The following is a 20,582-nucleotide window of genomic DNA, read 5'->3' as shown; positions in this document are numbered from 1 at the left end:
GTGGGTTACGCTTCGCTAACCCACCCTACGGTTAGAATCCGGTTACAATTCGCCGATTAGCCATTCGGAGGCCCGATCGCCTAAATCGATGGGTACGCTGACGGCTTTTCCCAGACGGGGACGGTCGCGGGTTCCGCGGATAAAGGATTGGAATTGGGCGACCCCTCCCCATTCGTTGAGATAGCCGGCGATCGCTTGAAGATGTTCCCGGTATTCTTGCTCGGAGAGGGGAAACGAGGCTTGTTCGAGGTATTTCCACATGATTTGAACGTGGATCTTATCCTTAATCCGTCGGAGTTGGATGTCGTAGGAACGACCCCATTTCGTCAATAACAGTTGATGTAACTCTTCGCCAGTCATTATCCGTTCCCGCGCGATCGCTGACTTATTCTATCTTTTCCGAATCACGTCGGGATCGGTTCTCCCGGTCTCAGGCTGGCCCATTTGCCCGTTTCTCGCAAAAAGCTGTGACAGCCGACCACATCCCATTCCATCTCGATATAATCTTCTTTCGTGCGGATGTTAACGTTAATAGAGGGTTCCTGGGGATCGAAGTCGGGGCTGTCGGTCAGGTGACGTTCTTGGTGTTGCGTTTCCACGGCATGGTAGGTCACGCACCGATCGACGAAATAGCAGTTAACACAAATACACATACCTTTACCCTGTCCCTTTTTTGTTAATCTAGCTCAGACTCTCGCCCGGTGGGGTAGCCCGAAACTATATTTTTGTAAATCCTGTATCGATGTACTGTCAGATAAATTTAAATCGTTTGTTTTCGGGGAATTTACCCGTTGATTTGAATGAATTGCCCGAAGACGCTTATTTAGTCGGTGGGGCGGTCAGAGATGCTTTATTACACCGTCAGAAGGATTATATCGATCTCGATTTCGTGGTGCCCGAGAGAGCGATCGAGACGGCGAGAGCGATCGCCGGCCGGTATCGCGCGGGTTTCGTGGTTCTCGACGAGGCGCGGGAGATCGCGCGGGTGGTTTTCGAGGGGGGAACGTTAGATTTCGCCCGTATGGAGGGAAAAACGTTAGAGATCGATTTAAAACGGCGGGATTTTACCGTGAACGCCATCGCCTACGATCCCCGCAAACGGGAATTGATCGATCCGCTGGGTGGATCGCGCGATCTCCGCGCCAAATGTCTCCGCATGGTGTCGCGAGAGAATTTAAAAGATGATCCCCTGCGATTGTTGAGAGCGTATCGGCAGGCGGCGCAGTTGGATTTCGAGATCGAGGAAGATACCTTAGTCGCGATCCGTTCCCTCGCGGGGCTATTGGGGAACGTTGCCGCGGAGAGGGTTCGATCGGAACTGGATTATCTGTTACTGAATACCGGCGGGGATAAATGGCTACAGGAAGCGTGGCGGGACGGTTTAACGCGTTCGTGGTTGAACCGGATTACCGGGGAGAAAATGGGGAAAATCCCGCGGGTTACGGAAGAGGCGAATCGGTTAGAGTCCGAATTCGTTTTTTCCCCGACTACCGTACAGATGGCGAAACTCGCGCTGTTAGTTTCTTCGGTTCCGGAAGAGGCCGAGAAGGAGTTAGCGGATCTGAAATACTCTCGATCGGAAATCCGGACGGTACTGGCGGTGATTAAAAATTTCCCCCGTTTAGAAGGGGAATTAAAGGCGCGGGATCGTTATTTTCTGTTTTTAGAGGTGGGGAAAGTTTTTCCCGTGTTCGCGTTGTTCGCGCTGGCGATGGGGATCGATCGAACCCTCGTCCTGTCTCTCTTTCAAGCCTATCTCGATCCGGACGATCCGATCGCCCACCCGAAACCGTTACTCACCGGCAACGATCTGATCGATCGTTTGAAATTAAAACCGAGTCCGTTAATCGGGAAACTTCTCACCGAGATCCAAGTCGCGGCGATCGAGGGGAAAATCGGTACTTTCGAGGAGGCGATCGAGTTCGCGAGAACGTTAGCTTTGTCGATCTTGTAACGCTTTACCGAGGTAAATTCGTCTGGAGTTTTCGGGGATAACGATCCATTCTAAATCTTTCAGACGATGGATCAAGTTCGATTTAGTTACGCCTAAGTCTTCCGCCATCGCCCGAAGGTGAAGCCAGTTCGTTAAGTCTCGTCCCCTTCGTTTTTTCTCCAGAATAAACCGCGGCATCAGTAAGCAACTCGCGAAGTATTGCGCTTGCCATTCGATCCCTTTCTCTTCCTTATCCCGATAATGTCGGTGTAAAGCGATCGGGGCCGAGAGATCGCGGTTTCGATCGTATTCTTGGATGTTCCTTCGGTTAACGTGCAGTACCCAATGACCGATCTCGTGAGCGATCGAGGATTCTTGAAAACCTTTCGATAATCGATCGTTTCTCTCGTTAATCAGAATTTTTCCTTGAATCGGCCAGATCATCGCCGCGATTCCCTCGCTTTCATCGAGATCGATGATATCCGTGTCGAGTCCGAGAAATTCGGCCACCCGGGTAGGATCGAGCGGCCATCGGAGACGGTATTTCGGGTCCGCGTCCATTTTTTGCAAGATTTCGAGCGCTTTAGCCTCGATCTCCTCTTTTTTCCAGTAACGATAGGGTTGATAAATGTTCGCTGACATCACTCCTCCGAGTCGGTTTCCCCCGTCTCCCGCAAAAATTCGCGAACGAATTTCGGATCTCGCTTCATTTTCCGGAATAGCACCGGCATCTGTTGATAATTCTGTTTAACGAAATCTTGCCACACCCGTTCGTCTTCGGGGGTGATCCGACCCGCTAAATAGCGTAGATCCTCTGCGGAAAGCTCTAGGTGACTCGCTAACCGCTCGATCACTTCCTCGCTAGGGGGGGTTCCCGCGTGGTCGTTTTCTAACTTGGACAGGTACGTGTAGTTGACCCCGGCCAGTTTCGCCAGGTCTCTCTGGGAAAGTCCTTTCTCTTTACGCGCTTGTCTAAGGATGGTTCCGAATGTGCTTTCCATGTTCTCTCTTGTGGTAGTTGACAGAATTGGTCAACATGATAAACTAGGTCATAATGAACAATACATACAGTATAACGGAGAGGTGACAGAGAATGAACAAGTTGTGGGAGTTCGCGAGTTACAATCTATGGCTGTTATTCTCGCCCCCGGTCGGTCAGGAAGCGTGGCACTGCGATCGCAAGCGGGGATACACGAAAGCTAAGAAGAAAGAAGCCGCGGTTAAGGCTCTGTTAGAGCGAGATACGGAATGGCAGAGAATCGGGCTTTTAGGGCAAAAAGGAGTTTACGAATTCCATCAAAACCTCGCGTTATTACAACATCCCGACGGGGTGAATCGAGTCGCGGAAATTCTAGAGTTAGAGAAAGAAGCGGACGAAGTACAGCGAAGAGTGGGGGCGATTCTAAGTGATTACCGGAAAAACCCGTTTCTATCGACTAAAAAGATCGTCAAACTCGCTCGCGGGGATGAAGGATTTCCCGAACCGATTGTAATTCGACAGGGAGATTTCGTTTTTAACCTTTATGCCGCGATCGATTGTATCGTGGAGGAAGCGGACGGCACATTGCACGTTATCGATTTAAAAACCGGGACAAGCGAACCCGATCGCCGTCAGGCTCTCGTGTATCTTCTCGCCTGTCAATATTTATATCCCGATCGGTCAGCGATCGCCTCTTTTTACAACCTAGAAACCGGTGAGGGAACCGAGCCTATCAGCGCAAATCCGAATCAATTAAACGCGATTCAAAGACAATTAGCGACCATCGCCAAACGCCATCAAGACGAGCTAAAACGTTATCGGTGGAATCATGACGCGTTCGACGAGATTTATCCCGCCAATCCTCATTTTAATTGCAAATATTGCATCTTTAACCCGATCTGTAAATTTTCTACCGTGGAGCGTGCCGCATGACCGAACCTACCTATTTAAGCGAGATTTCTTTACTCCAAATTGCCGAGCCGAATCTAATGGGATTTCGGTTAACGGGAGATGTCGATCGAGAGACGGGAAATCGTTTGAGCTATCAATTTTCCGCGAGAATACCCGATGTAGTCGTTATCTGGCGAGATGGGTATTTTTGGGCGCTGGGAAAACGGGGCGTTTCCTTACCCGTTCAAGACCGATGGCGTGAAGAGTTAAGCCGTATTCAAGAGGATATCGAGGAATTTCGCTCGCGCTACTGGTCATTTCAATGGTTACAGAACCCGACTCCATCACCAGAAGTTATTTCGGGATTAGCGAGTGGAATTTTACAGAAAGAACGTTGCTTATCTTCTCGGTTAGTTGAAGAGAAACAAAGAGCGAGAGTAGAACGAGAGGCGAAATTCTGGGCTGAAACCGTCGAGCTAAACGGGGAAATAAAGCCGGCTATCGCGCTATCGGTGAAAAGTAGAATTCTGTATAAAGGTACTTTAGAAGATTTCTACGAGGATCATCCGGAGCGACAAGATCCCGAAAAAGTTTTAGTCGGCTTAAAAGTTATCGATATTGAAAAAGGAAGCGGCGCGACGATCGTGGGAATCGTGGGGAGAATCGGTGAGGGAGATAATCGTGTCCGCTTGGCACAATACGCCACGGGTTCATTAAGTTTATACGCTCTAGAAGAAGCGCCCGATGACCAACCGATCGTTGCAATAAAATTCAAATCAAGCAAAACCTACAATTACGCTCTCGCCGCTCTACGTCCCATGATCACCGCGGAAACCGCGAACGCTTTCGGGGTTAAGTACGGAGATTTATTGAAAGCTAGTAAAATCTCATTCCTGCAAAGGAAAGAGCTTGTAGGAAATTACAAACTGGAAATGATTAGCGCGTTAGAACCCTATGGATATAAAGTCGAGAAAGCGTCAATTAATAGCATTACAGAGAAAGTGCTTTTTAAAAAGCCTTCCCTCGGCTTAAGCGAGACTTTACTGTTATTCGGCAAGGGAAAAACGGCCAAGAGCGGTTCAATATTATCTGGACTGAAAGAGGGTGGAGTATTCAAGCGTCACGAAAACTATCAGGATCGATCGAAACCGATCGAGATGGTTATTCTCAATCTTTGCGATCGAGCGGTAAACGGATTTATAAACGAGGTACAAAAACAGTTAGCCGTCTATGAATTTTCTTCGGAGATAGTAGACAATATACAATTATCGGTGGACGATAATAATTATTCTCGTACTTGGGCGAATATAGAAGAACGAATAAACGAGGCTCTCAGTTATAATCCAGAAATATTTTTAGTCTTCTTGCCCCAGAGCGATCGCCAAGCGGACAGTAAAAACGAGGGAAGCTTGTACAACCGTATTTACTCACACTTACTCTACCGTCGTGTCGCCAGTCAATTTATTTACGAAGATACCTTACAACAAAATCAGAGATTTGTTCTTAATCAAATCATTCCGGGTATTCTCGCAAAACTAGGAAATTTACCCTTTGTTCTCGCTAAACCATTAGAGATCGCCGATAGTTTTATCGGTTTCGATATTTCTCGACAGAGCAAAGCGAATTTACCCGGAACGCTGAACGTTTGCGCCAGTATCCGTCTGTACGGAAAACGAGGAGAGTTTATCCGCTATCAACTAGAAAGTGATTTCGTGCAGGGAGAAGAAATTCCTCAACGGTTTATTGAAAAAGTTCTTCCCGTTGATTTATTTAAAAATAAAACCGTTCTTTTATATCGAGATGGTCGCTTTGTCAATCAAGAAATCGAAAAGATTTTAAAGCGAGCCGATGCTCTCAACGCGAGATTTATTCTCGTGGAGTGTAGAAAATCACAGATCCCGAGACTTTATAATTTCGTCGATAGGAATTTAGCCCCACCCACGCGAGGGTTAACGTTACAATTATCTTCCCGCGAGGCGATCGTCGTTACTACTCAAGTCGCTCCGAATGTGGGATTAGCCCGTCCTTTGCGGTTAAATGTCCGTCCCGAGGGTTATCAAGCGAGTATCGAAAGCGTGGTAGACGCGACGCTAAAACTTACTTTACTCCATCACGGGGCTTTAAAGCCTCCTCGCTTACCTATGCCCCTGTATGGAGCCGATCGAATGGCGGATTTACGCTTAAAAGGAATTTATCCGAGCGCTTTAGAGGGCGATCGACAATTCTGGCTTTAAGCAATCGGATATTCATACATTTTCGCTCCCTATCTCGGAGAGAATTCGGCGATCGACGCGCGCTATCCACTATGTTAATCGCGATCGTCGTCTTTCCGATCGATCCGACGGGCGATCGGATCGATCGGGGATAATTTTGGGTAATAATGACAGTATTCTTCCCCGATCGCTCTTATGCGCTATCTTTTTCTCCATCCCAACTTTCCCGCGCAATTCCGCAATCTCGCGACCGTTCTCGCCAGCAATCCGAACAATCAGGTGGTTTTCGGAACCCGTCGTCAGGAAGATAGCCTTCCCAACGTCATCAAGGTTCTCTACAAAGAATCGGGAAATCCGGACGCGAAAACCCATCGTTACGTTCGTCCTTTAGAAAGTGCGGTATGGCAGGGACAAGCGGTTTATCGGATGGTAAAAGCCCTAAAAGAACAGGGTTTTATTCCCGATATCGTGTTCGCGCATTCGGGGTGGGGGCCGGGTTTATTTATTAAAGATATTTTGCCGGAGACGGAATATTTGTGTTATTTCGAGTGGTTCTATCACGCGCGGGGAACGGACGCGGATTTCGATCCGGACGATCCGATCGACGAGGATTCTGTCGCTAAAATTCGGGTGAAAAACACGCCGATTCTGTTAGATCTATACAGTTGCGATCGGGGGATAGCACCTACCCGATGGCAGTGGGAACAGTTCCCGCCGGAGTTTCGATCGAAAATTCAAATTAATCACGACGGGGTAGATACGAATTATTTTCGCCCCGTCGAGAATAGTAAGTTAATTCTCCCGCGGATCGGTTTGGATCTCTCTTCGGTAGACGAAATTATTACCTATGTAGGGCGTGGGATGGAACCCTATCGCGGTTTTCCGCAATTTATGGAGGCGGCTTATTTAATACAACAACGTCGTCCGAACGCTCATATTGTAATCGTCGGCGAGGATCGCGTGGCTTACGGGAAAACTTTACCCGACGGGAGAACTTATAAACAGGAAATGTTAGAAAAATTCCCGTTCGATCGAGCGCGTTTGCATTTTACCGGGCCGTTACCCTACGGGGAATACGTGAAGGTGATTCAATCTTCTTCGGCGCATATTTATTTAACCCGTCCTTTCGTTCTCTCCTGGTCGATGTTGGAAGTGATGTCCGTGGGTGGTGTGGTGATCGGTTCGGATACTGCCCCGGTAAGAGAGGTGATTGAAGACGGGAAAAACGGGTTATTAGTGGATTTCTTTTCCCCCGAACAAATCGCGGAACGGGTGGATGAAGTTCTAGAAAATCGAGAGCGAGCGAGAGCGATCCGTCAGGCGGCTAGAGTGACGATCCTGGAAAAATACTCGCTCGATCGATTATTACTGGAACGGATACAATGGATGCACGGCTAGAACTTATTTTTGACGATTTACAAGCTCGAAAAACGGGTGAATAATCAGTAATTATTTACTCCAAAATCTCGATCTCTTATCAATTAGTAGAAACCCGATACTCCTCGGTTGTCGGGTTTCACCTCGTTCAAATCAACCTACGGATACGGCTATAAAATTTGATTTCTATTCTCGAAACAATAGGTCAGCGATAAGGGGTAAAGCTGACCGCGTAAAGTATATGAAAAGAGCGATCACGCGACTCGATCGGACGGGTAAGAATAGTTGTATTGAGGACTGGGAACGAGTGTCCAACCCGCTTTAAATAACTTCTGATAGGTCGCCCAACCTTTCGATCCCGTCGGCATATCTTTATAGTCGGGAACCGAGTATCGGGGCATACTGGTATAGGGTTTCCAAGCTTCGTTGGACGCTAGACGGAGATGGAGAATTTTCTCTCCGTCACCACCGAACCGCGACAGCCAGCACATTTGTCCGCTCATAATAACCTCTCGAATAAAGAGAATCGATACTTTTCGGTAAGGCTCGATCGAGTGTTCCCGACGAATAGAGATATTGTGCGTTATTTCCTACCTCAACGGCATCTGTCAGGGGGGACAGAATCGGGATTTATTAACATCTAACAGAAGAAAGAGATATTTTGTATTTTCTATGATTTTTCTACCTCGATCGTGGCAAATATTTAACCCGACTACAGCCTTTCTCGTAAAGGTGAAGTACATACCAACCCTTACCGCTAAAAGATTCCAACCGCGAGAACGTACCTTATGTATCTGAGAAAGGCTGTATCTGACTTTTTAATGATGATAGCTGGCGATTCTCGTGTCATGTTAACAGTAGTGAGATCGCGTGAAATCGGAGGTAAATTAACCGTGAGCGAGAGTCAACAAACCCTACAACCACCCCAGCATCAAGAGCATCGACCGGGACGCGAACACGAGATGGAACCGCGCCCGGAATTTCGGGATTCCCAATATCGCGGCAGTGATAAATTAAAAGATAAAGTCGCCCTGATCACGGGGGGAGATAGCGGCATCGGTCGCGCGATCGCTGTATTTTACGCGAAAGAAGGCGCGGACGTGGCGATTGTCTATCTAGAGGAAGAGGAAGACGCGCGGAAAACGAAAGAAGAGGTGGAAAAACTGGGTCATCGTTGTTTACCGCTCAAGGGAGATATCGGCGAGGAAGCGTTCTGTAAAGAAGCCGTCCGGAAAACCGTCGAGGAGTTCGGACATCTCGATATTCTCGTCAATAATGCCGCCGAACAACACCCGCGAGAAAGTATCGAGGATATCAGTTCCGAACAATTAGAACGCACTTTCCGAACGAATATTTTTTCGATGTTCTATCTCACCAAAGCGGCCTTACCCCATCTGAAAGAAGGAAGCGCGATTATTAATACTACTTCCGTGACCGCCTATAAAGGTAGTCCGTATTGGATTACTCCTCTACCAAAGGGGCGATCGTGGCGTTTACCCGTTCTCTATCTAAATCGTTGATCGAAAAGGGAATTCGCGTCAACGGTGTCGCTCCCGGCCCGATCTGGACCCCCCTGATCCCCTCCACTTTCCCCGAGGAAAAAGTCGAGAGTTTCGGCGCTCAAGTCCCCATGCACAGACCGGGACAGCCGGAAGAAATCGCGCCGAGTTACGTTTTTCTCGCCTCCGATGATTCCTCCTATTTTTCGGGACAGATCCTACATCCCAACGGCGGAGAAGTGGTCAACAGCTAGATACCTATCGGGTGGGTGATGACAGATATCGATCGAGGCGAGACAATTCTCCCTACATCGATATTCGATTCACCCTTTTTTTGATAGATCCCGATATGTCCGATATTTTTCAACGCGCCCGCGAATTAAAAGAAGAACTGACCGATTTCGTCCTCGACGCGGGAGGGGAACTAGCGATCGCCCTGGAAACCTTCAGCGCCGATCGACTCCGGGGAGTGAAAACCACCGATCTCAACCAAAAGGGATTACTCATCGATCGCTTTCTCATCGAGGGTAGGATCGGCGGGAGAAGCCCGATCGATCTCTTCCTTCCCACGCTGGAATCCCCGATCGATCGAGAATTGGTTAAAAATTGGCGACGCGGGTTTATCGGTCTTTTCGCCATCGAAGAGAAACGGGACGACGGTTTCCGGGTGATGAACTGGTTAACCGCCAAACCGTATCGCGTGACCGTCAGCGATCGAACCACCCTCGAAAGTATGGCGCGGTATAAAATCGGCGAGATCCTCGTGGCGATGATCTTGCCGGTGACGGGGGAGGAATGGATGTTTTCCGGCGCGCCGACAACGCTGGGATCGTTGGGAAAAGCGAAACTCGCCGTCGCCATCGGCAATTTTAAAGAGAATTATCCCGATTATCTCTACGCGGACGCGCCGGATCTTCTCGAACTTTCTTGGGAGTCGGTGGAACGGTATCATCGCGATTTCGTGGACTTTTTCGGCGCGGACGAGATCACCCTATCGGGGTACGAGTTGAATAAAAAATTGACGGATTTTCAAACGAAGATCGCCGAGAGAAATTTCGAGAGCGCGGGGATCGATCCCTCGAAATCGATCGGGGAGTTATTGGAAAACGCGGAATTAAACGAGGAGGAAAAAGCGTCGATCGAGGAATCCCTGAAAACGAGCGGGGCGACGAAAACGACCAAAATGGTACAACCGAAAATCGAATTACCGCCTCCCTTGAAAAAAGCGGAGACGGTAACGGTTCTAGCCGATCCCCGTTGGGGACAGGTATTTTTGACCAACTATCACCAGATGGAAAAGCTGTTAGAAAATTTGGCGGGACAAGAGAGCGAGGAAAGTAAAAAATTAATCGATCTCTATCTGCGATCGCCGGAAATCACTTATTTTGTCTGGGAAAAGTTAGCGCGCCGCTATCCCGAAGCTTTAGAAACCCTCCTGCGAAGAACGCTCGATCGACCGGATTTTTCTCTACATACAGACCTAAAATTGTTACTTCAAGAATACGGGAAACCGTCCGAACCGCGATTACCGGAGATCGCCAGCGTTCCCGTGCATTTACACGATCTCTTTCGATCGGCTTATTTAGAAGTGAGTAAACCCAAGACGAAAATTAGCTCGAAAAAGACCGCGAAAGGCTTTCAAAAGTGATTTTTTCGCCATTCCTTCTTTAGATTGTATCGATTATCACCTATGGCAGAAGTAGGTAAATGCTCCGATCTCGCATAATGGGAGGTACGAAAGCATAAAGGAGGTGAGAAGTCAATGAATATTATCGCTTGGATTATCCTCGGACTTCTAGCGGGGGCGATCGCCAAAGCGATCTATCCCGGTTCTCAAGGAGGGGGGATTCTGGCCACGATTTTACTCGGGATCGTCGGGGCTTTCATCGGGGGAACTCTTTACAGTCTCTTCGCGACAGGAACCTTACAACTCACGGCGACTAGCTTAAGTATTCCCGGTTTATTTATCGCTGTCATCGGCGCGATTATCGCGATTTTCCTGTGGGGTCTCATCGCCCGGAATACCGGTGCCTAGGCGGAATCAACTTTCGGATTACTTTAAAAAAACTCTATTCATTCGTTCATTCAGGCTCTTTGTATCTAGGCCATAGAAAAGAAGAGTCTTGATGAACGAGAATATTTTAAAAAGGAACGGTTATCATGGAAAACTCTTTCTTAGAATTAACCTTAGAACAACAATTTCAAATGCGTTTGATCGAGCAGTCCGCGCGACAGATGAACCGCGAGCAGATGTTCGATATGTTAATGCAGACCGCGCGATTGTTAATGCTCAAAGATAACGCCATCCGCAATATGATCAAAAACGGTTTGCTCGTGTAACGCGATGGATCGATCGAACAAAAACACGCCACCACAGCCCGAGATTTCCACCCGGAAAACCGAGATCGATGACTCGATCGGGGGGCTAGTGGTGGCTTTTTATTCGGCATCCCGTCGATCTACACGATCGAGGTGGGGAGATGGGGAAATTTTGGGGGAAATGGGGAAGGGGAAAAGGGGAAAAGCTACTTTTCATCCCTTTACCCTTTTCCCTTTACTTCTGCCTCCCGCCTCCCGCCTCCCACAAATAAAAAAAACTGGAGCGAGCGCTTGTCGCTACCCCAGTGCTGTCACGGAATTCAATTCTGTATCTAAATTAACATATTAATAATCGACATGGAGCTACTCGAATTTATCGTTTTGTAAAGCGTCCCCCGATCGGTCCACGATCTTTATCTAGCAAGGATTACAGCCTTTAGAGGCGAACGGGAACGCGAGTTTACCGCCCGATCCCGGTCCGAATCCCGCGAACCTAGAAGGGATATTTTCCCGAACCCCGCGGCCCTGAGTGCAGGAATACCGAGTCCCACGACCGAAAATACATTTCCCCCACTTGAAAAATAGTAGACCCCCGACCCGAAAATTTTCGCGTTAACGCCTGGAAACCTTGCCGGTACGGGATCGGGATCGATCGAGTGCATCTTTATAAATCTAATCAATCTGACCGATCGCCGAGCGGGGTAAGCCGGGGGAGGGTCTTGGTATAAGCATTACAATCACACTTTTCGATCACGGAATTCGATGTTACAGCCTATCACCTTCGAGGAAAGTCAGAAATGGCACCGGCGAATAGAATCCGAGCATAAACGGACGAATTGGCTCGATACCCTGAAAACCGACTTTCTCATCATCTTCGAGCGAGATCCGGCCGCCCGAAACTGGTTAGAAGTCCTTGTCTGTTACCCCGGCCTCCACGCGTTACTCCTCCATCGCGTCGCCCATTGGCTCCACAAACAAAAACTGCCCTTTTTTCCCCGCTTTCTCTCCCATATCGGTCGTATTTTCACCGGGATCGAGATCCATCCGGGGGCGACGATCGGTAAAGGGGTTTTTATCGATCACGGGATGGGGGTGGTGATCGGCGAGACGGCGATTTTAGGGGATTACTGTCTTATCTATCAGAACGTGACATTAGGCGGGACGGGCAAGGAAATCGGGAAAAGACATCCCACGCTCGGCTGTAACGTCGTGGTCGGAACGGGAGCGAAAGTTCTCGGCAATATTCAAGTCGGCGATCACGTCCGTGTCGGGGCCGGCTCGATCGTCCTGCGGGATGTACCGAGCGATTGTACCGTGGTCGGTGTGCCGGGGCGCATCATTTCCCGGAGCGGTCGCGGTTGTCCCCTGGAACACGGCAAACTCCCCGATATAGAAGCCACGGTGATGCGTTCCCTGACCGATCGGATCGAGTACCTGGAAAACCAATTAGTAAAAGTGTTGAGCGCGCTCGATCGTGACTGATCCCTCCCTCGGTTTCGTCCATCCGGTGGCGAACCTGTCGAGAGTCGATCGCTGGTCGGTGTACTACCGTCTGCAAGAGTTAGGAATTAACTGCTATTGCGCCGGGGACGGTTCCCTTCAAGTCGAGATCGCTAACTCCCTCCACGCCATCCTACTCCGCAGTGTGATCTATCAATGGACAGCGCCGAAACCGGACCTGCTCGACTGGCTCGATCGCTGTTGGAACGCCCTCTAATCGACCGTGTAACTCGAATTCCACTTTTGCCCTCTTTCACTCTCGCCGCAAAGGTGTCGTCATGGAAACCAATTCTAATCTCCTGCAATTTCTCCAAGAAGAACTGGCGATCGGTCGCGACGATCTGAACCTCGCCCTCCACAAACGTCAACGCTCTAGTGACCCCTTACCGATGTTGCTCTGGCAATACGGACTGATCTCCCTGAATCAGTTGCAATCGATCCTGGATTGGCTCGATCGACAGGATTCTAAAGAATTGAGTAATTTCGTCCCGAAAAATAGCTTTCTCTCCAATTATCTAACCACTTTTTAGGAAGCGCGGAACATAAGCCAGGCGATTCGGAGAACCTTCCTGATTTTCCCCCCTCCTGCCTCCTGCCTTCTGCCTCCTGCCTCCTTCTAATCTCCTGCAAACAACATGAATCCCATTCACATCAACGACACGACACTACGGGACGGGGAACAGGCCGCCGGGGTCGCCTTCTCCGTCGAGGAAAAAGTGGCCCTCGCGGTTCTGATGGACGAGATCGGCATCCCCGAGTTAGAAGTGGGCATTCCCGCGATGGGCAATGACGAAGCGATCGCCATCTCGAAAATCTGTCAGTTAGGGTTAAAAGCCGACATAATCGGTTGGAATCGGGCGGTTCGCTCCGATATCGAGGCCTCGATCGCCTGCGGGTTAAAGCGGGTGCATATCTCGATCCCCGTTTCCGAGATCCAGATTTCAGCCAAATTCGGGGGGGACTGTCGGCGGGTGTTCGATCGACTGCGCGATGCCGTTTCCTTCGCGGTCGATCGGGGGTTATTCGTCGCGGTGGGGGGGGAAGACTCCTCGCGGGCCGATGAATCCTTCCTGCTCGATGTTGTCCTCGCGGCGCGGGAATGGGGCGCGGGACGTTTCCGCTTCTGCGATACCGTCGGCATCCTCGATCCGGGGACAACGGCGCGGATGGTGGGGAATCTAGCTCGATCGATCCCCATCCCGATCGAGATGCACACCCACAACGATTTCGGCCTCGCTACCGCCAACGCGCTCGCGGGTATCCAGGCGGGGGCCACATCGGTAAACACCACCGTAAACGGCTTGGGGGAACGCGCCGGAAATGCCGCGCTCGAAGAGATCGTCATGATTCTCAAACGGCTCTACCATCACGAATTAGCGATCGATACGCGTCGATTCCGGGAACTCTCCGGACTGGTGGCGATCGCCTCCGGTTACGACGTGCCACCGTGGAAAGCGATCGTCGGCGAGAACACTTTCGTCCACGAATCGGGAATCCACGCCCACGGGGTCTTAAAAAATCCCCGCACCTACGAACCTTTCTCCCCCGAAGAAGTGGGACGGGAAAGGAAGCTAGTGGTGGGCAAACATTCGGGACGGCATTTAGTTTTAAATGTCCTCGAACAGAACGGCATTCATCTAAGTCACGAGGAAGCTCGATCGGTACTCGATGAAGTGAGAAGCCTATCGATCCGCGTCAAACGCGGTTTAACCACCGAAGAATTAATTAACCTAGTACCCGCGGGGAGGAAAGTCTAATGGGATTAACCAGAGTCGATGAAATCGAGATCGATGACGCGCCGATTTTCGAGATGGAACAAAAAGTTCGCCTCAAAAAAATGGTTCGCAACGATGGCACGTTCCCCGGCATCGATATCGGGGTAACGCTCGCCAAAAAAGGCGATACCGGCTACGTGGTCAGCATCGGAACCTACTTGCAAATGTATTACATTTACGCGGTTCATTTTATCGACGCGGGTTACGTGATCGGCTGTCGAGCCAAAGAGTTAGAACCCTGCGAGTAGGATGGGGCGCGCGAAGCGTAACCCACCAAAAGACAGGAGACAGGAGGCAGGAGGCAGGAGGCAGGAGGTAATTAATTATTTGAAGGATTACTTTCTCATTCCGATTCCACGAACCCTAAACCCCACCCCCTACACCCTACACCCTACACCCTACACCCTATTTCCCAACAGGAGAGAATCACCATGAAAGTTATGTTACGCAAAAACAATCTAGGACATTTATCCGTCTACGTTCCGAAAAAAGACCTCGAAGAAGAAGTGGTCAACCGCGTCGATAATCCGGACGGGACGGTGTTAACCTTAGCCAACGGTTGGGAATTAAAATTTTCCGACCTTGGCGAACATATCCAACTACCGCAAACTTTTGAAGCGCGGAAGTTGGCCTGAGCGAGAGGGGGGATCTAAGAGAAAGAATGGCAATACAAACACACACTGACTTATTTCTGGTTGTCATTCTCTATCTGTATTTAAGGAGTTTTCTCGTATGCTGAAAGCATCAGATATTATGACCCAAGATGTCGCTACTATTCGCGGCTCGGCAACGGTAGCGGAAGCGGTCAAATTGATGAAGTTTAAAGAACTGAGAGCCTTAATCGTCGAAACTCGCAATTCCGCCGATGCCTATGGAATCGTTACCCATACGGACATCATCACGAAAGTGGTCGCCTACGGCAAAGACCCCGCTAAGATCCGCGTCTATGAAATCATGACCAAGCCCTGTATCGTCATCAATCCCGATCTGGGTGTGGAATACATCGCCCGTCTTTTCGCGAACACCGGCATCCGCATCGCTCCCGTTATCAAAGGCGATCTGCTCGGTATCGTTTCCGAGAGCGATATTCTCTACAAGGCTGATTTCCTCGAAAATCCCAAAGCTCCCCTGCTTCTGCGGGAATTAGACCGGGCGATCGAAGAAGCGCGCGCTCTGGCCGCCTCGGCCGGGCCGACCTCTAAAGTCTGCCTCGACGCGTGGGAATTAGTGGACGAACTGGAAGCGGAAGCGGCCTATCAAGATAACGCCAAGTCGATCGAGATAACCGCTTTCGAGCGATTCTGCGAAGAGTACCCCGAGGTGTTAGCACTGCGTCATAAACAGTTAGTTAACGCGTAACCCTCACCATCCCCCCCGAATCGATCGGGAATCGGAAAAAACCATCCCACCTCCGATTCCCCGATTTTTTCATTTCCTAAAAACCAATACAGAAAACGGAAGATCGGAGAGATAAAGAGACAACGGGCGACTTGTAGGAATGTTTTCACTCCCTCATCTTTCCCCTCTCCTATCCTCCCGCCTCCTGCCTCCAAACTCACGAATTCAATTCTAGGCGGACGATCATGGGATTACAACTTACGACCCCGTTTCAAATCGAAGGAGAATTTCTTCGGTTCGTCGGTAAAACGACGGATAAGATTAAATCGCTACAGGTTCTCGTCGGCGATCGAACGGTAAAAATTATCATCGCGAAAGAAGCGCGCGGCCATCTCTCCCGCGATTTCCTCCCCGGCGATCGGGTGCAAATTCTCGGCCTACAAAAAGTTAAGGAAGACGGCAAAAAAATTAAGTTCAAAGCCTACCAGATCGATCGCCTCAGTTGTTCCCTAAATTGTCCCGCCGCCCATACACAAACCTGTACGAAAGTCAACTCCATTTCGGGAAAAATTCTCCTCTGTCATAAATCCGGCTGTGCCAAACACGGGGGAAAAGCAATCTATCGGGCCCTGGAAGAGGCGATCGATCGCTACGGCCTCGGGGACAGCGTGAAAATCGAGACCACCGGCTGTCAGAAACGCTGTGGTCAAGCCCCCAATTTAATTATGATGCCCAGTAAACAGAAATACGGGCGAGTGTACCCGAAAAAAGTTCACCATCTCGTCCGCGACCATTTTCTCGCGCTGTCCGAAAATCATGGCTAAAGTTATTTTCTACGAGAAACCGGGCTGTATTAACAATACCAAGCAGAAAACCCTCCTCGCCGCCGCCGGTCACGACTTAGAAGTTCACAACCTTCTCACCACTCCCTGGACGGTGGAAACCTTACGGCCTTTCTTCGGTTCCCTACCGATCGCCGCGTGGTTCAACCCCAGCGCCCCGCGGGTGAAATCGGGAGAAATCAACCCGAAAACCGTCGATGAATCCACCGCGTTAGCTTTAATGCTCAAAGACCCCCTCTTAATCCGTCGTCCTTTATTGGAAGTCGCGGGAGACTGTCGGGTGGGATTCGATGCCCCCGCGGTGGACGAGTGGATCGGCCTGACGGCGAAACCTTCCGAAGATCTCGAAACCTGTCCCCGGAGTCACGAAACAGCCCCCTGTCCGACAAAACCATGAACGACGATACGCCCCCCGCGGAATTTAGCCTTAACGATCGCCTGTTAACCCGACAACTAGAGATCGCTTTGAGCCATCATTTTCACTCGGCCTGTCTCGATCGAGGGTTAGAAACTTTACTCGGTCGATCGATCTGGTATATCACCCATAACGCGGGATTTTCCATCCTGGCGATCGAGTGTCCGGATATCAAGATCTGTTGGGCGATTTTGGAGAGTATCGGCACGATCGGCATAATTTTAGAAGATCTCGGGATCGCCCGCGTCCGGATCTATCCCCCCGCGACCGAGGGAACCGCGCTAGAGTTGCGCGTCGATGAGATGGACATTATCCGCGGGGTTTTCAATCCGGTCGAGGATCTGTGAGCGATCGAGATCGAGAAAGTCCGGAAAGCGATCGCCCTTTCCCCGGCACGCGAGGGAACCTAAAAAATCACCGTCCGGCCGGGTATAGCGGCTTCCTCCCGCGTGTACGAAACCCCGTGAACTTTCAATTGTCGATCGTTTAACAGGGTGAGAATTCCCCCCTCGTTATCTAACTGAAAATCGCGATCGCGACCGGCGGGAATCGGGACGGTTACTGTCGCTCCGGGTTGAAGGATTCCCTCTAATAGTAACTCTCTTTTTAACCGATCTTTCAGCGACCAACCCTGGAGATCGATCGGCTTAGAAGTCGTGTTAATTAAAGTCACGAATTCTTTACCCCGATCGTCCCCGGTCGGGTTGACTAACGCGGCGATAATGCGAATTTCTTCCGGTTGTTTCTCGTCTTCGGGAAGGATTAGATCGGCCGGACTACGAGCGACTTTCCCCTTTCGATCGAGCGGGTCTCCCGTTCGATCGTCGGTATGGAAAGATTGGGATTGAAACGCGCAAAACAACGCGATCCAGGTATTCCGATCGTGAAAGTGAAAGAACAAAGCACCATCTTGATAAACACCGTTCTCTCGGGCGAACTTTCCCGAATTTCCCTGATTCATGTGAATATTATGAATGCCGAACCCCTGTTTAAACGGTTCCCCGAAAGCGTAAATATCGGCTTTTTGACTTTGAATCGCCCGTTGTACCCAAAAATCGATCAGGTCATTGATATCGTTATTACTGCCATCTTTATCCGCGGGGACAACTTTCATCCGTCGGACATCGAAAAGATTACCCCGGATAAAATCTAGGGCGATTCCCCCCGGCTTTCGGTTCGCTTTCTCGATCGCGGTAAAACCGAAATCGAGGCTAAGAAATTGGCGGACGATCGGGTGTTGAAAATCGGTATCCAATAAAACTCGTAAATCGGGAGGATTCACCACCGATTTCACGTTGACCACCACGCGATACTGTTGCCCCGGATCTTTGGTGTCCGTGGCGATAATCGTGTAGTGCGGGCTTTTTGTATCCTCTCTTTCGGAAATTCCCCGCGACGCTTTCCCTTTAAAAACGCTGTATCCCTCGCTTAATCCTTGACGGGTTTGTTCGGTCCCGATCGCTCCTGTAAGATTTTCCACGATAATTTCTCCCGAAATAGACATGAAGAATGTTTCGGTTAGGAACAATCCGCTTCTTTATCTTTCAATTTTAGGGAACGCTACCGCCATCCAGATTCGATCGTTAAATTACTTAACGATCTCGATCGGAAACGCGGCCTATCCTGACTAGATCTCCCGCGAAGATCCAAATTCTCTCGTCGGAATAGAAGTCAGTGGGTGCGGATTTTGAAACTCACCCGTACAGGAGTCAGGAAGAGAAAGCGGAATTCAAGAGATCGTAAAAATATCGAGCGTGTCTTTTCCGCTCTTTTATTCTTGAAATCGTAAGTTTTTAGTTGAATTTGACTTTCGATTCTCGCGTTTGCGGGAGGTCTACTTACTGATCGTTTCCGTCAAAAAATCGGCGGTAGATTCGACGAGGGGAATCGTATTCTCGTAGAGCATCCGCGTCGGCCCGATCACTCCCACGCTACCGACGGGAATCTCTCCCTGTTTGTAAACGGCCGAGATCAGGGTACAGGGACGCATCGATTCGAGCGGATTTTCCGAACCGATCGAGATTTTCACCCGTTTGTCGCTCTTATCTAAATCGGGAAACTCGAAAATCAGGGGGAATAAACGATCCTGTTCGTCCTCTAGCAAGTGCAATAACATCTGTACCTGTGGCTGTTGGGAAAACTCTGGCTGACGGATCACCTCGGAAACCCCGTGAACGAGGAGTGAGGGAGTGTAGGACGATTGCAGACGGGTACTCACTTCCCGGATTAATTGTTTGAGAAAACGGGTGTAGCGCGCGAACTGTCGATCGATCTCGTTCCAGTCGAGCGCGGCGAGATCGGCCAGAGAATAGCCTTTTAAGTTCTCGTTGAGGAAATTCGAGAGAATTTGTAACTCTTCCTCCTGCCAATCCTCGCTATCTCCCGCTGTCGTCGGCGGAGTCTCCAACAAGATCGATCGAGTCTGTAGACTATCGGTGACGATAATCAACATTAACTGTCTGTCCGACACCCGGACTAATTGCAGGTGACGTAGGGTATCGGTGCGGGTGTGGGGTAGGGTGACGATGGCGATATAACCGCTTAAACTGGCGAGTAAATGGGTGGCCCGTTGCAGAAGCGCCTCGAAACTCCAAGAACGCGCTTGAATATCCCGATCGAGAAATTGTTCGATTTTCTTACCCACCCGATCGTTCGGGGTGAGCAATTCATCGACGTAGAGACGGTATCCCCAGTCCGAGGGAACGCGTCCGGAGGAAGTGTGGGGTTGATAGAGTAATCCTTCTTTTTCCAGCTTACCGAGCGCGTTCCGAATCGTGGCCGAACTAATCCTGAACTTGTATTCTTCCAGGAGCGTTTTCGAGCCGACGGGTTCCGCGGTCGCGATATAGTGCTGGATCGTGGCCCGTAAAATATTTTGATAGCGATCGCTCAAATTCGGTCGGACTGGCATGGTAAAAATATCTTAAAAAAAGATTAATGATAATTTTTCCGACAGTATAACCCCCGTGACCGCGAACTGTATAGAGAAAAAAGACTCAATAGCGGGGAACGTCCGGATCGACGAAGGTGGAATAGGCATCGATACCGCCCGCGATATTTTTAACATTGGTAAAGCCCTGACTTTGTAGCCATTGGCACATTTGCCAGGATCGCATCCCGTGATGGCACATCACCAGGGTTTCCGCGTGGGGATCGAAGCGGGTGGCGATCGTCGGCGACCATTCCTCGTACTGACTTAAGGGTAACACCTCGAACCCCTCGACGCGGGCGATCGCCACTTCATCGGGTTCGCGCACGTCGATTAACTGTAGCGTCGCGTCTTTGTTTTCTAAACGGATGGCGAGATCGTGAACGCTGATTTCGGGAATAGACATAGTTTTCGGTAGACGATAGTTAGGAGAAAACGAGAGCGAGAGACCGAAGAAAAAAGGGAAGCGCGGCGATTTTATAACTCTACACCTGTCATCCCGACCGAGTGAAAGATTTTTTTCGGGGGCGCGAGATTCTTTCCCTCGCTATTCCCCCATTTTATCGGCAACA

General features: G+C 49.8%; 27 protein-coding genes and 1 pseudogene. 19 read left to right on the top strand and 9 right to left on the bottom strand.

Annotated elements, in window-relative coordinates; translation table 11 throughout:
• Positions 1-42: 42 nt before the first annotated feature.
• Complete coding sequence (locus V0288_RS18025) at positions 43-360, bottom strand: DUF3067 family protein (RefSeq protein ID WP_332866537.1); 318 nt, start codon at positions 358-360, stop codon at positions 43-45.
• Positions 361-404: 44 nt separating this feature from the next.
• Positions 405-653: a Ycf34 family protein gene (locus tag V0288_RS18020; RefSeq protein WP_332866536.1), complete on the bottom strand. Its 249-nt coding sequence runs from the start codon at positions 651-653 to the stop codon at positions 405-407.
• 89 nt (positions 654-742) lie between these two features.
• On the opposite strand from V0288_RS18020, the gene V0288_RS18015 reads away from it, so the two are divergent.
• Entirely contained in the window at positions 743-1,954 is a 1,212-nt protein-coding gene (locus V0288_RS18015) for a tRNA nucleotidyltransferase/poly(A) polymerase-related protein (protein ID WP_422662013.1), read from the top strand.
• Here the strand turns inward: V0288_RS18015 and V0288_RS18010 are convergent.
• Together V0288_RS18010 and V0288_RS18005 are read right to left on the bottom strand one after the other, a co-directional pair.
• Positions 1,934-2,575: an ImmA/IrrE family metallo-endopeptidase gene (locus V0288_RS18010; RefSeq protein ID WP_332866534.1), complete on the bottom strand. Its 642-nt coding sequence runs from the start codon at positions 2,573-2,575 to the stop codon at positions 1,934-1,936. The two genes, V0288_RS18015 and V0288_RS18010, sit on opposite strands and share 21 nt — an antisense overlap.
• Entirely contained in the window at positions 2,575-2,934 is a 360-nt protein-coding gene (locus tag V0288_RS18005) for a helix-turn-helix domain-containing protein (protein ID WP_332866533.1), read from the bottom strand. Before V0288_RS18005 ends, V0288_RS18010 begins: the two co-directional genes overlap by 1 nt.
• Before the next feature lie 92 nt (positions 2,935-3,026).
• Here V0288_RS18005 and V0288_RS18000 point away from each other — a divergent pair, with 92 nt between their 5' ends.
• The 3 genes from V0288_RS18000 (at position 3,027) to V0288_RS17990 (ending at position 7,414) form a co-directional block, all read left to right on the top strand.
• Positions 3,027-3,845 carry a PD-(D/E)XK nuclease family protein gene (locus V0288_RS18000; protein ID WP_332866532.1) on the top strand — a complete coding sequence of 273 codons (819 nt, stop codon included), beginning with the start codon at positions 3,027-3,029 and terminating at the stop codon, positions 3,843-3,845.
• The gene (locus V0288_RS17995) at positions 3,842-6,037 is read left to right on the top strand and encodes a Piwi domain-containing protein (protein ID WP_332866531.1); all 2,196 of its coding nucleotides are present in this window, start codon (positions 3,842-3,844) and stop codon (positions 6,035-6,037) included. Before V0288_RS18000 ends, V0288_RS17995 begins: the two co-directional genes overlap by 4 nt.
• 174 nt (positions 6,038-6,211) lie before the next feature.
• On the top strand, positions 6,212-7,414 hold the full coding sequence (locus tag V0288_RS17990; RefSeq protein WP_332866530.1) for a glycosyltransferase family 4 protein: 1,203 nt from the start codon (positions 6,212-6,214) through the stop codon (positions 7,412-7,414).
• A gap of 233 nt (positions 7,415-7,647) precedes the next feature.
• Here V0288_RS17990 and V0288_RS17985 read toward each other — a convergent pair whose 3' ends face one another.
• Complete coding sequence (locus tag V0288_RS17985) at positions 7,648-7,896, bottom strand: hypothetical protein (RefSeq protein WP_332866529.1); 249 nt, start codon at positions 7,894-7,896, stop codon at positions 7,648-7,650.
• Positions 7,897-8,181: 285 nt separating this feature from the next.
• On the opposite strand from V0288_RS17985, the pseudogene V0288_RS17980 reads away from it, so the two are divergent.
• The 7 genes and pseudogenes from V0288_RS17980 to V0288_RS17950 all read left to right on the top strand — a co-directional run bounded on the left by V0288_RS17980 (position 8,182) and on the right by V0288_RS17950 (position 13,241).
• Positions 8,182-9,146: pseudogene (locus V0288_RS17980) on the top strand (SDR family oxidoreductase).
• 95 nt (positions 9,147-9,241) lie between these two features.
• Positions 9,242-10,540, top strand: coding sequence for a hypothetical protein (locus V0288_RS17975; protein WP_332866528.1), 1,299 nt, complete (start codon positions 9,242-9,244; stop codon positions 10,538-10,540).
• 114 nt (positions 10,541-10,654) lie between these two features.
• Positions 10,655-10,927 (top strand): GlsB/YeaQ/YmgE family stress response membrane protein, encoded by a 273-nt coding sequence (locus V0288_RS17970; RefSeq protein WP_332866527.1) that lies wholly within the window; start codon positions 10,655-10,657, stop codon positions 10,925-10,927.
• Between the two features lie 125 nt (positions 10,928-11,052).
• Complete coding sequence (locus V0288_RS17965; RefSeq protein ID WP_332866526.1) at positions 11,053-11,232, top strand: NblA/ycf18 family protein; 180 nt, start codon at positions 11,053-11,055, stop codon at positions 11,230-11,232.
• 741 nt (positions 11,233-11,973) lie between these two features.
• The gene (gene cysE, locus V0288_RS17960; RefSeq protein WP_332866525.1) at positions 11,974-12,693 is read left to right on the top strand and encodes a serine O-acetyltransferase; all 720 of its coding nucleotides are present in this window, start codon (positions 11,974-11,976) and stop codon (positions 12,691-12,693) included.
• The gene (locus V0288_RS17955) at positions 12,686-12,928 is read left to right on the top strand and encodes an Asr1405/Asl0597 family protein (protein WP_332866524.1); all 243 of its coding nucleotides are present in this window, start codon (positions 12,686-12,688) and stop codon (positions 12,926-12,928) included. The genes cysE and V0288_RS17955 overlap by 8 nt, the downstream gene beginning before the upstream one ends.
• 61 nt (positions 12,929-12,989) lie before the next feature.
• Complete coding sequence (locus V0288_RS17950; protein WP_332866523.1) at positions 12,990-13,241, top strand: DUF2949 domain-containing protein; 252 nt, start codon at positions 12,990-12,992, stop codon at positions 13,239-13,241.
• Here the strand turns inward: V0288_RS17950 and V0288_RS17945 are convergent.
• Complete coding sequence (locus V0288_RS17945; RefSeq protein WP_332866522.1) at positions 13,227-13,361, bottom strand: hypothetical protein; 135 nt, start codon at positions 13,359-13,361, stop codon at positions 13,227-13,229. The genes V0288_RS17950 and V0288_RS17945 overlap by 15 nt on opposite strands.
• On the opposite strand from V0288_RS17945, the gene nifV reads away from it, so the two are divergent.
• The 8 genes from nifV to V0288_RS17905 all read left to right on the top strand — a co-directional run bounded on the left by nifV (position 13,347) and on the right by V0288_RS17905 (position 17,428).
• Positions 13,347-14,468: a homocitrate synthase gene (gene nifV, locus V0288_RS17940; RefSeq protein ID WP_332866521.1), complete on the top strand. Its 1,122-nt coding sequence runs from the start codon at positions 13,347-13,349 to the stop codon at positions 14,466-14,468. The two genes, V0288_RS17945 and nifV, sit on opposite strands and share 15 nt — an antisense overlap.
• Positions 14,468-14,734, top strand: a complete 267-nt coding sequence (locus V0288_RS17935) for a nitrogen fixation protein NifZ (RefSeq protein ID WP_332866520.1) — start codon at positions 14,468-14,470, stop codon at positions 14,732-14,734. Before nifV ends, V0288_RS17935 begins: the two co-directional genes overlap by 1 nt.
• A 1-nt stretch (position 14,735) precedes the next feature.
• Complete coding sequence (locus V0288_RS17930; RefSeq protein ID WP_332866519.1) at positions 14,736-14,921, top strand: hypothetical protein; 186 nt, start codon at positions 14,736-14,738, stop codon at positions 14,919-14,921.
• A complete protein-coding gene (gene nifT / locus V0288_RS17925) occupies positions 14,918-15,121 on the top strand; it encodes a putative nitrogen fixation protein NifT (protein ID WP_332866518.1) in 204 nt (67 codons plus the stop codon). Before V0288_RS17930 ends, nifT begins: the two co-directional genes overlap by 4 nt.
• A 97-nt stretch (positions 15,122-15,218) precedes the next feature.
• A complete protein-coding gene (locus V0288_RS17920) occupies positions 15,219-15,845 on the top strand; it encodes a CBS domain-containing protein (RefSeq protein ID WP_332866517.1) in 627 nt (208 codons plus the stop codon).
• Between the two features lie 224 nt (positions 15,846-16,069).
• A complete protein-coding gene (locus tag V0288_RS17915; protein ID WP_332866516.1) occupies positions 16,070-16,648 on the top strand; it encodes a (2Fe-2S) ferredoxin domain-containing protein in 579 nt (192 codons plus the stop codon).
• On the top strand, positions 16,641-17,063 hold the full coding sequence (locus V0288_RS17910; protein WP_332866515.1) for an ArsC/Spx/MgsR family protein: 423 nt from the start codon (positions 16,641-16,643) through the stop codon (positions 17,061-17,063). The genes V0288_RS17915 and V0288_RS17910 overlap by 8 nt, the downstream gene beginning before the upstream one ends.
• The gene (locus V0288_RS17905) at positions 17,060-17,428 is read left to right on the top strand and encodes a hypothetical protein (protein WP_332866514.1); all 369 of its coding nucleotides are present in this window, start codon (positions 17,060-17,062) and stop codon (positions 17,426-17,428) included. The genes V0288_RS17910 and V0288_RS17905 overlap by 4 nt, the downstream gene beginning before the upstream one ends.
• Before the next feature lie 59 nt (positions 17,429-17,487).
• On the opposite strand, the gene V0288_RS17900 is transcribed toward V0288_RS17905, so the two are convergent.
• From V0288_RS17900 to V0288_RS17890, 3 genes are all read right to left on the bottom strand, one after another.
• The gene (locus V0288_RS17900) at positions 17,488-18,585 is read right to left on the bottom strand and encodes a DUF2278 family protein (protein WP_332866513.1); all 1,098 of its coding nucleotides are present in this window, start codon (positions 18,583-18,585) and stop codon (positions 17,488-17,490) included.
• A gap of 330 nt (positions 18,586-18,915) precedes the next feature.
• The gene (hrcA, locus tag V0288_RS17895) at positions 18,916-19,992 is read right to left on the bottom strand and encodes a heat-inducible transcriptional repressor HrcA (protein ID WP_332866512.1); all 1,077 of its coding nucleotides are present in this window, start codon (positions 19,990-19,992) and stop codon (positions 18,916-18,918) included.
• Between the two features lie 85 nt (positions 19,993-20,077).
• A complete protein-coding gene (locus tag V0288_RS17890; protein WP_332866511.1) occupies positions 20,078-20,416 on the bottom strand; it encodes a rhodanese-like domain-containing protein in 339 nt (112 codons plus the stop codon).
• Positions 20,417-20,582 lie beyond the last annotated feature (166 nt).

This window comes from Pannus brasiliensis CCIBt3594 (genome assembly GCF_036688125.1).
GTDB classification, from domain to species: domain Bacteria; phylum Cyanobacteriota; class Cyanobacteriia; order Cyanobacteriales; family Microcystaceae; genus Pannus; species Pannus brasiliensis.
Note: the sequence above shows the minus strand (reverse complement) of the source record. Positions and strands in the feature narration are given on the sequence as shown.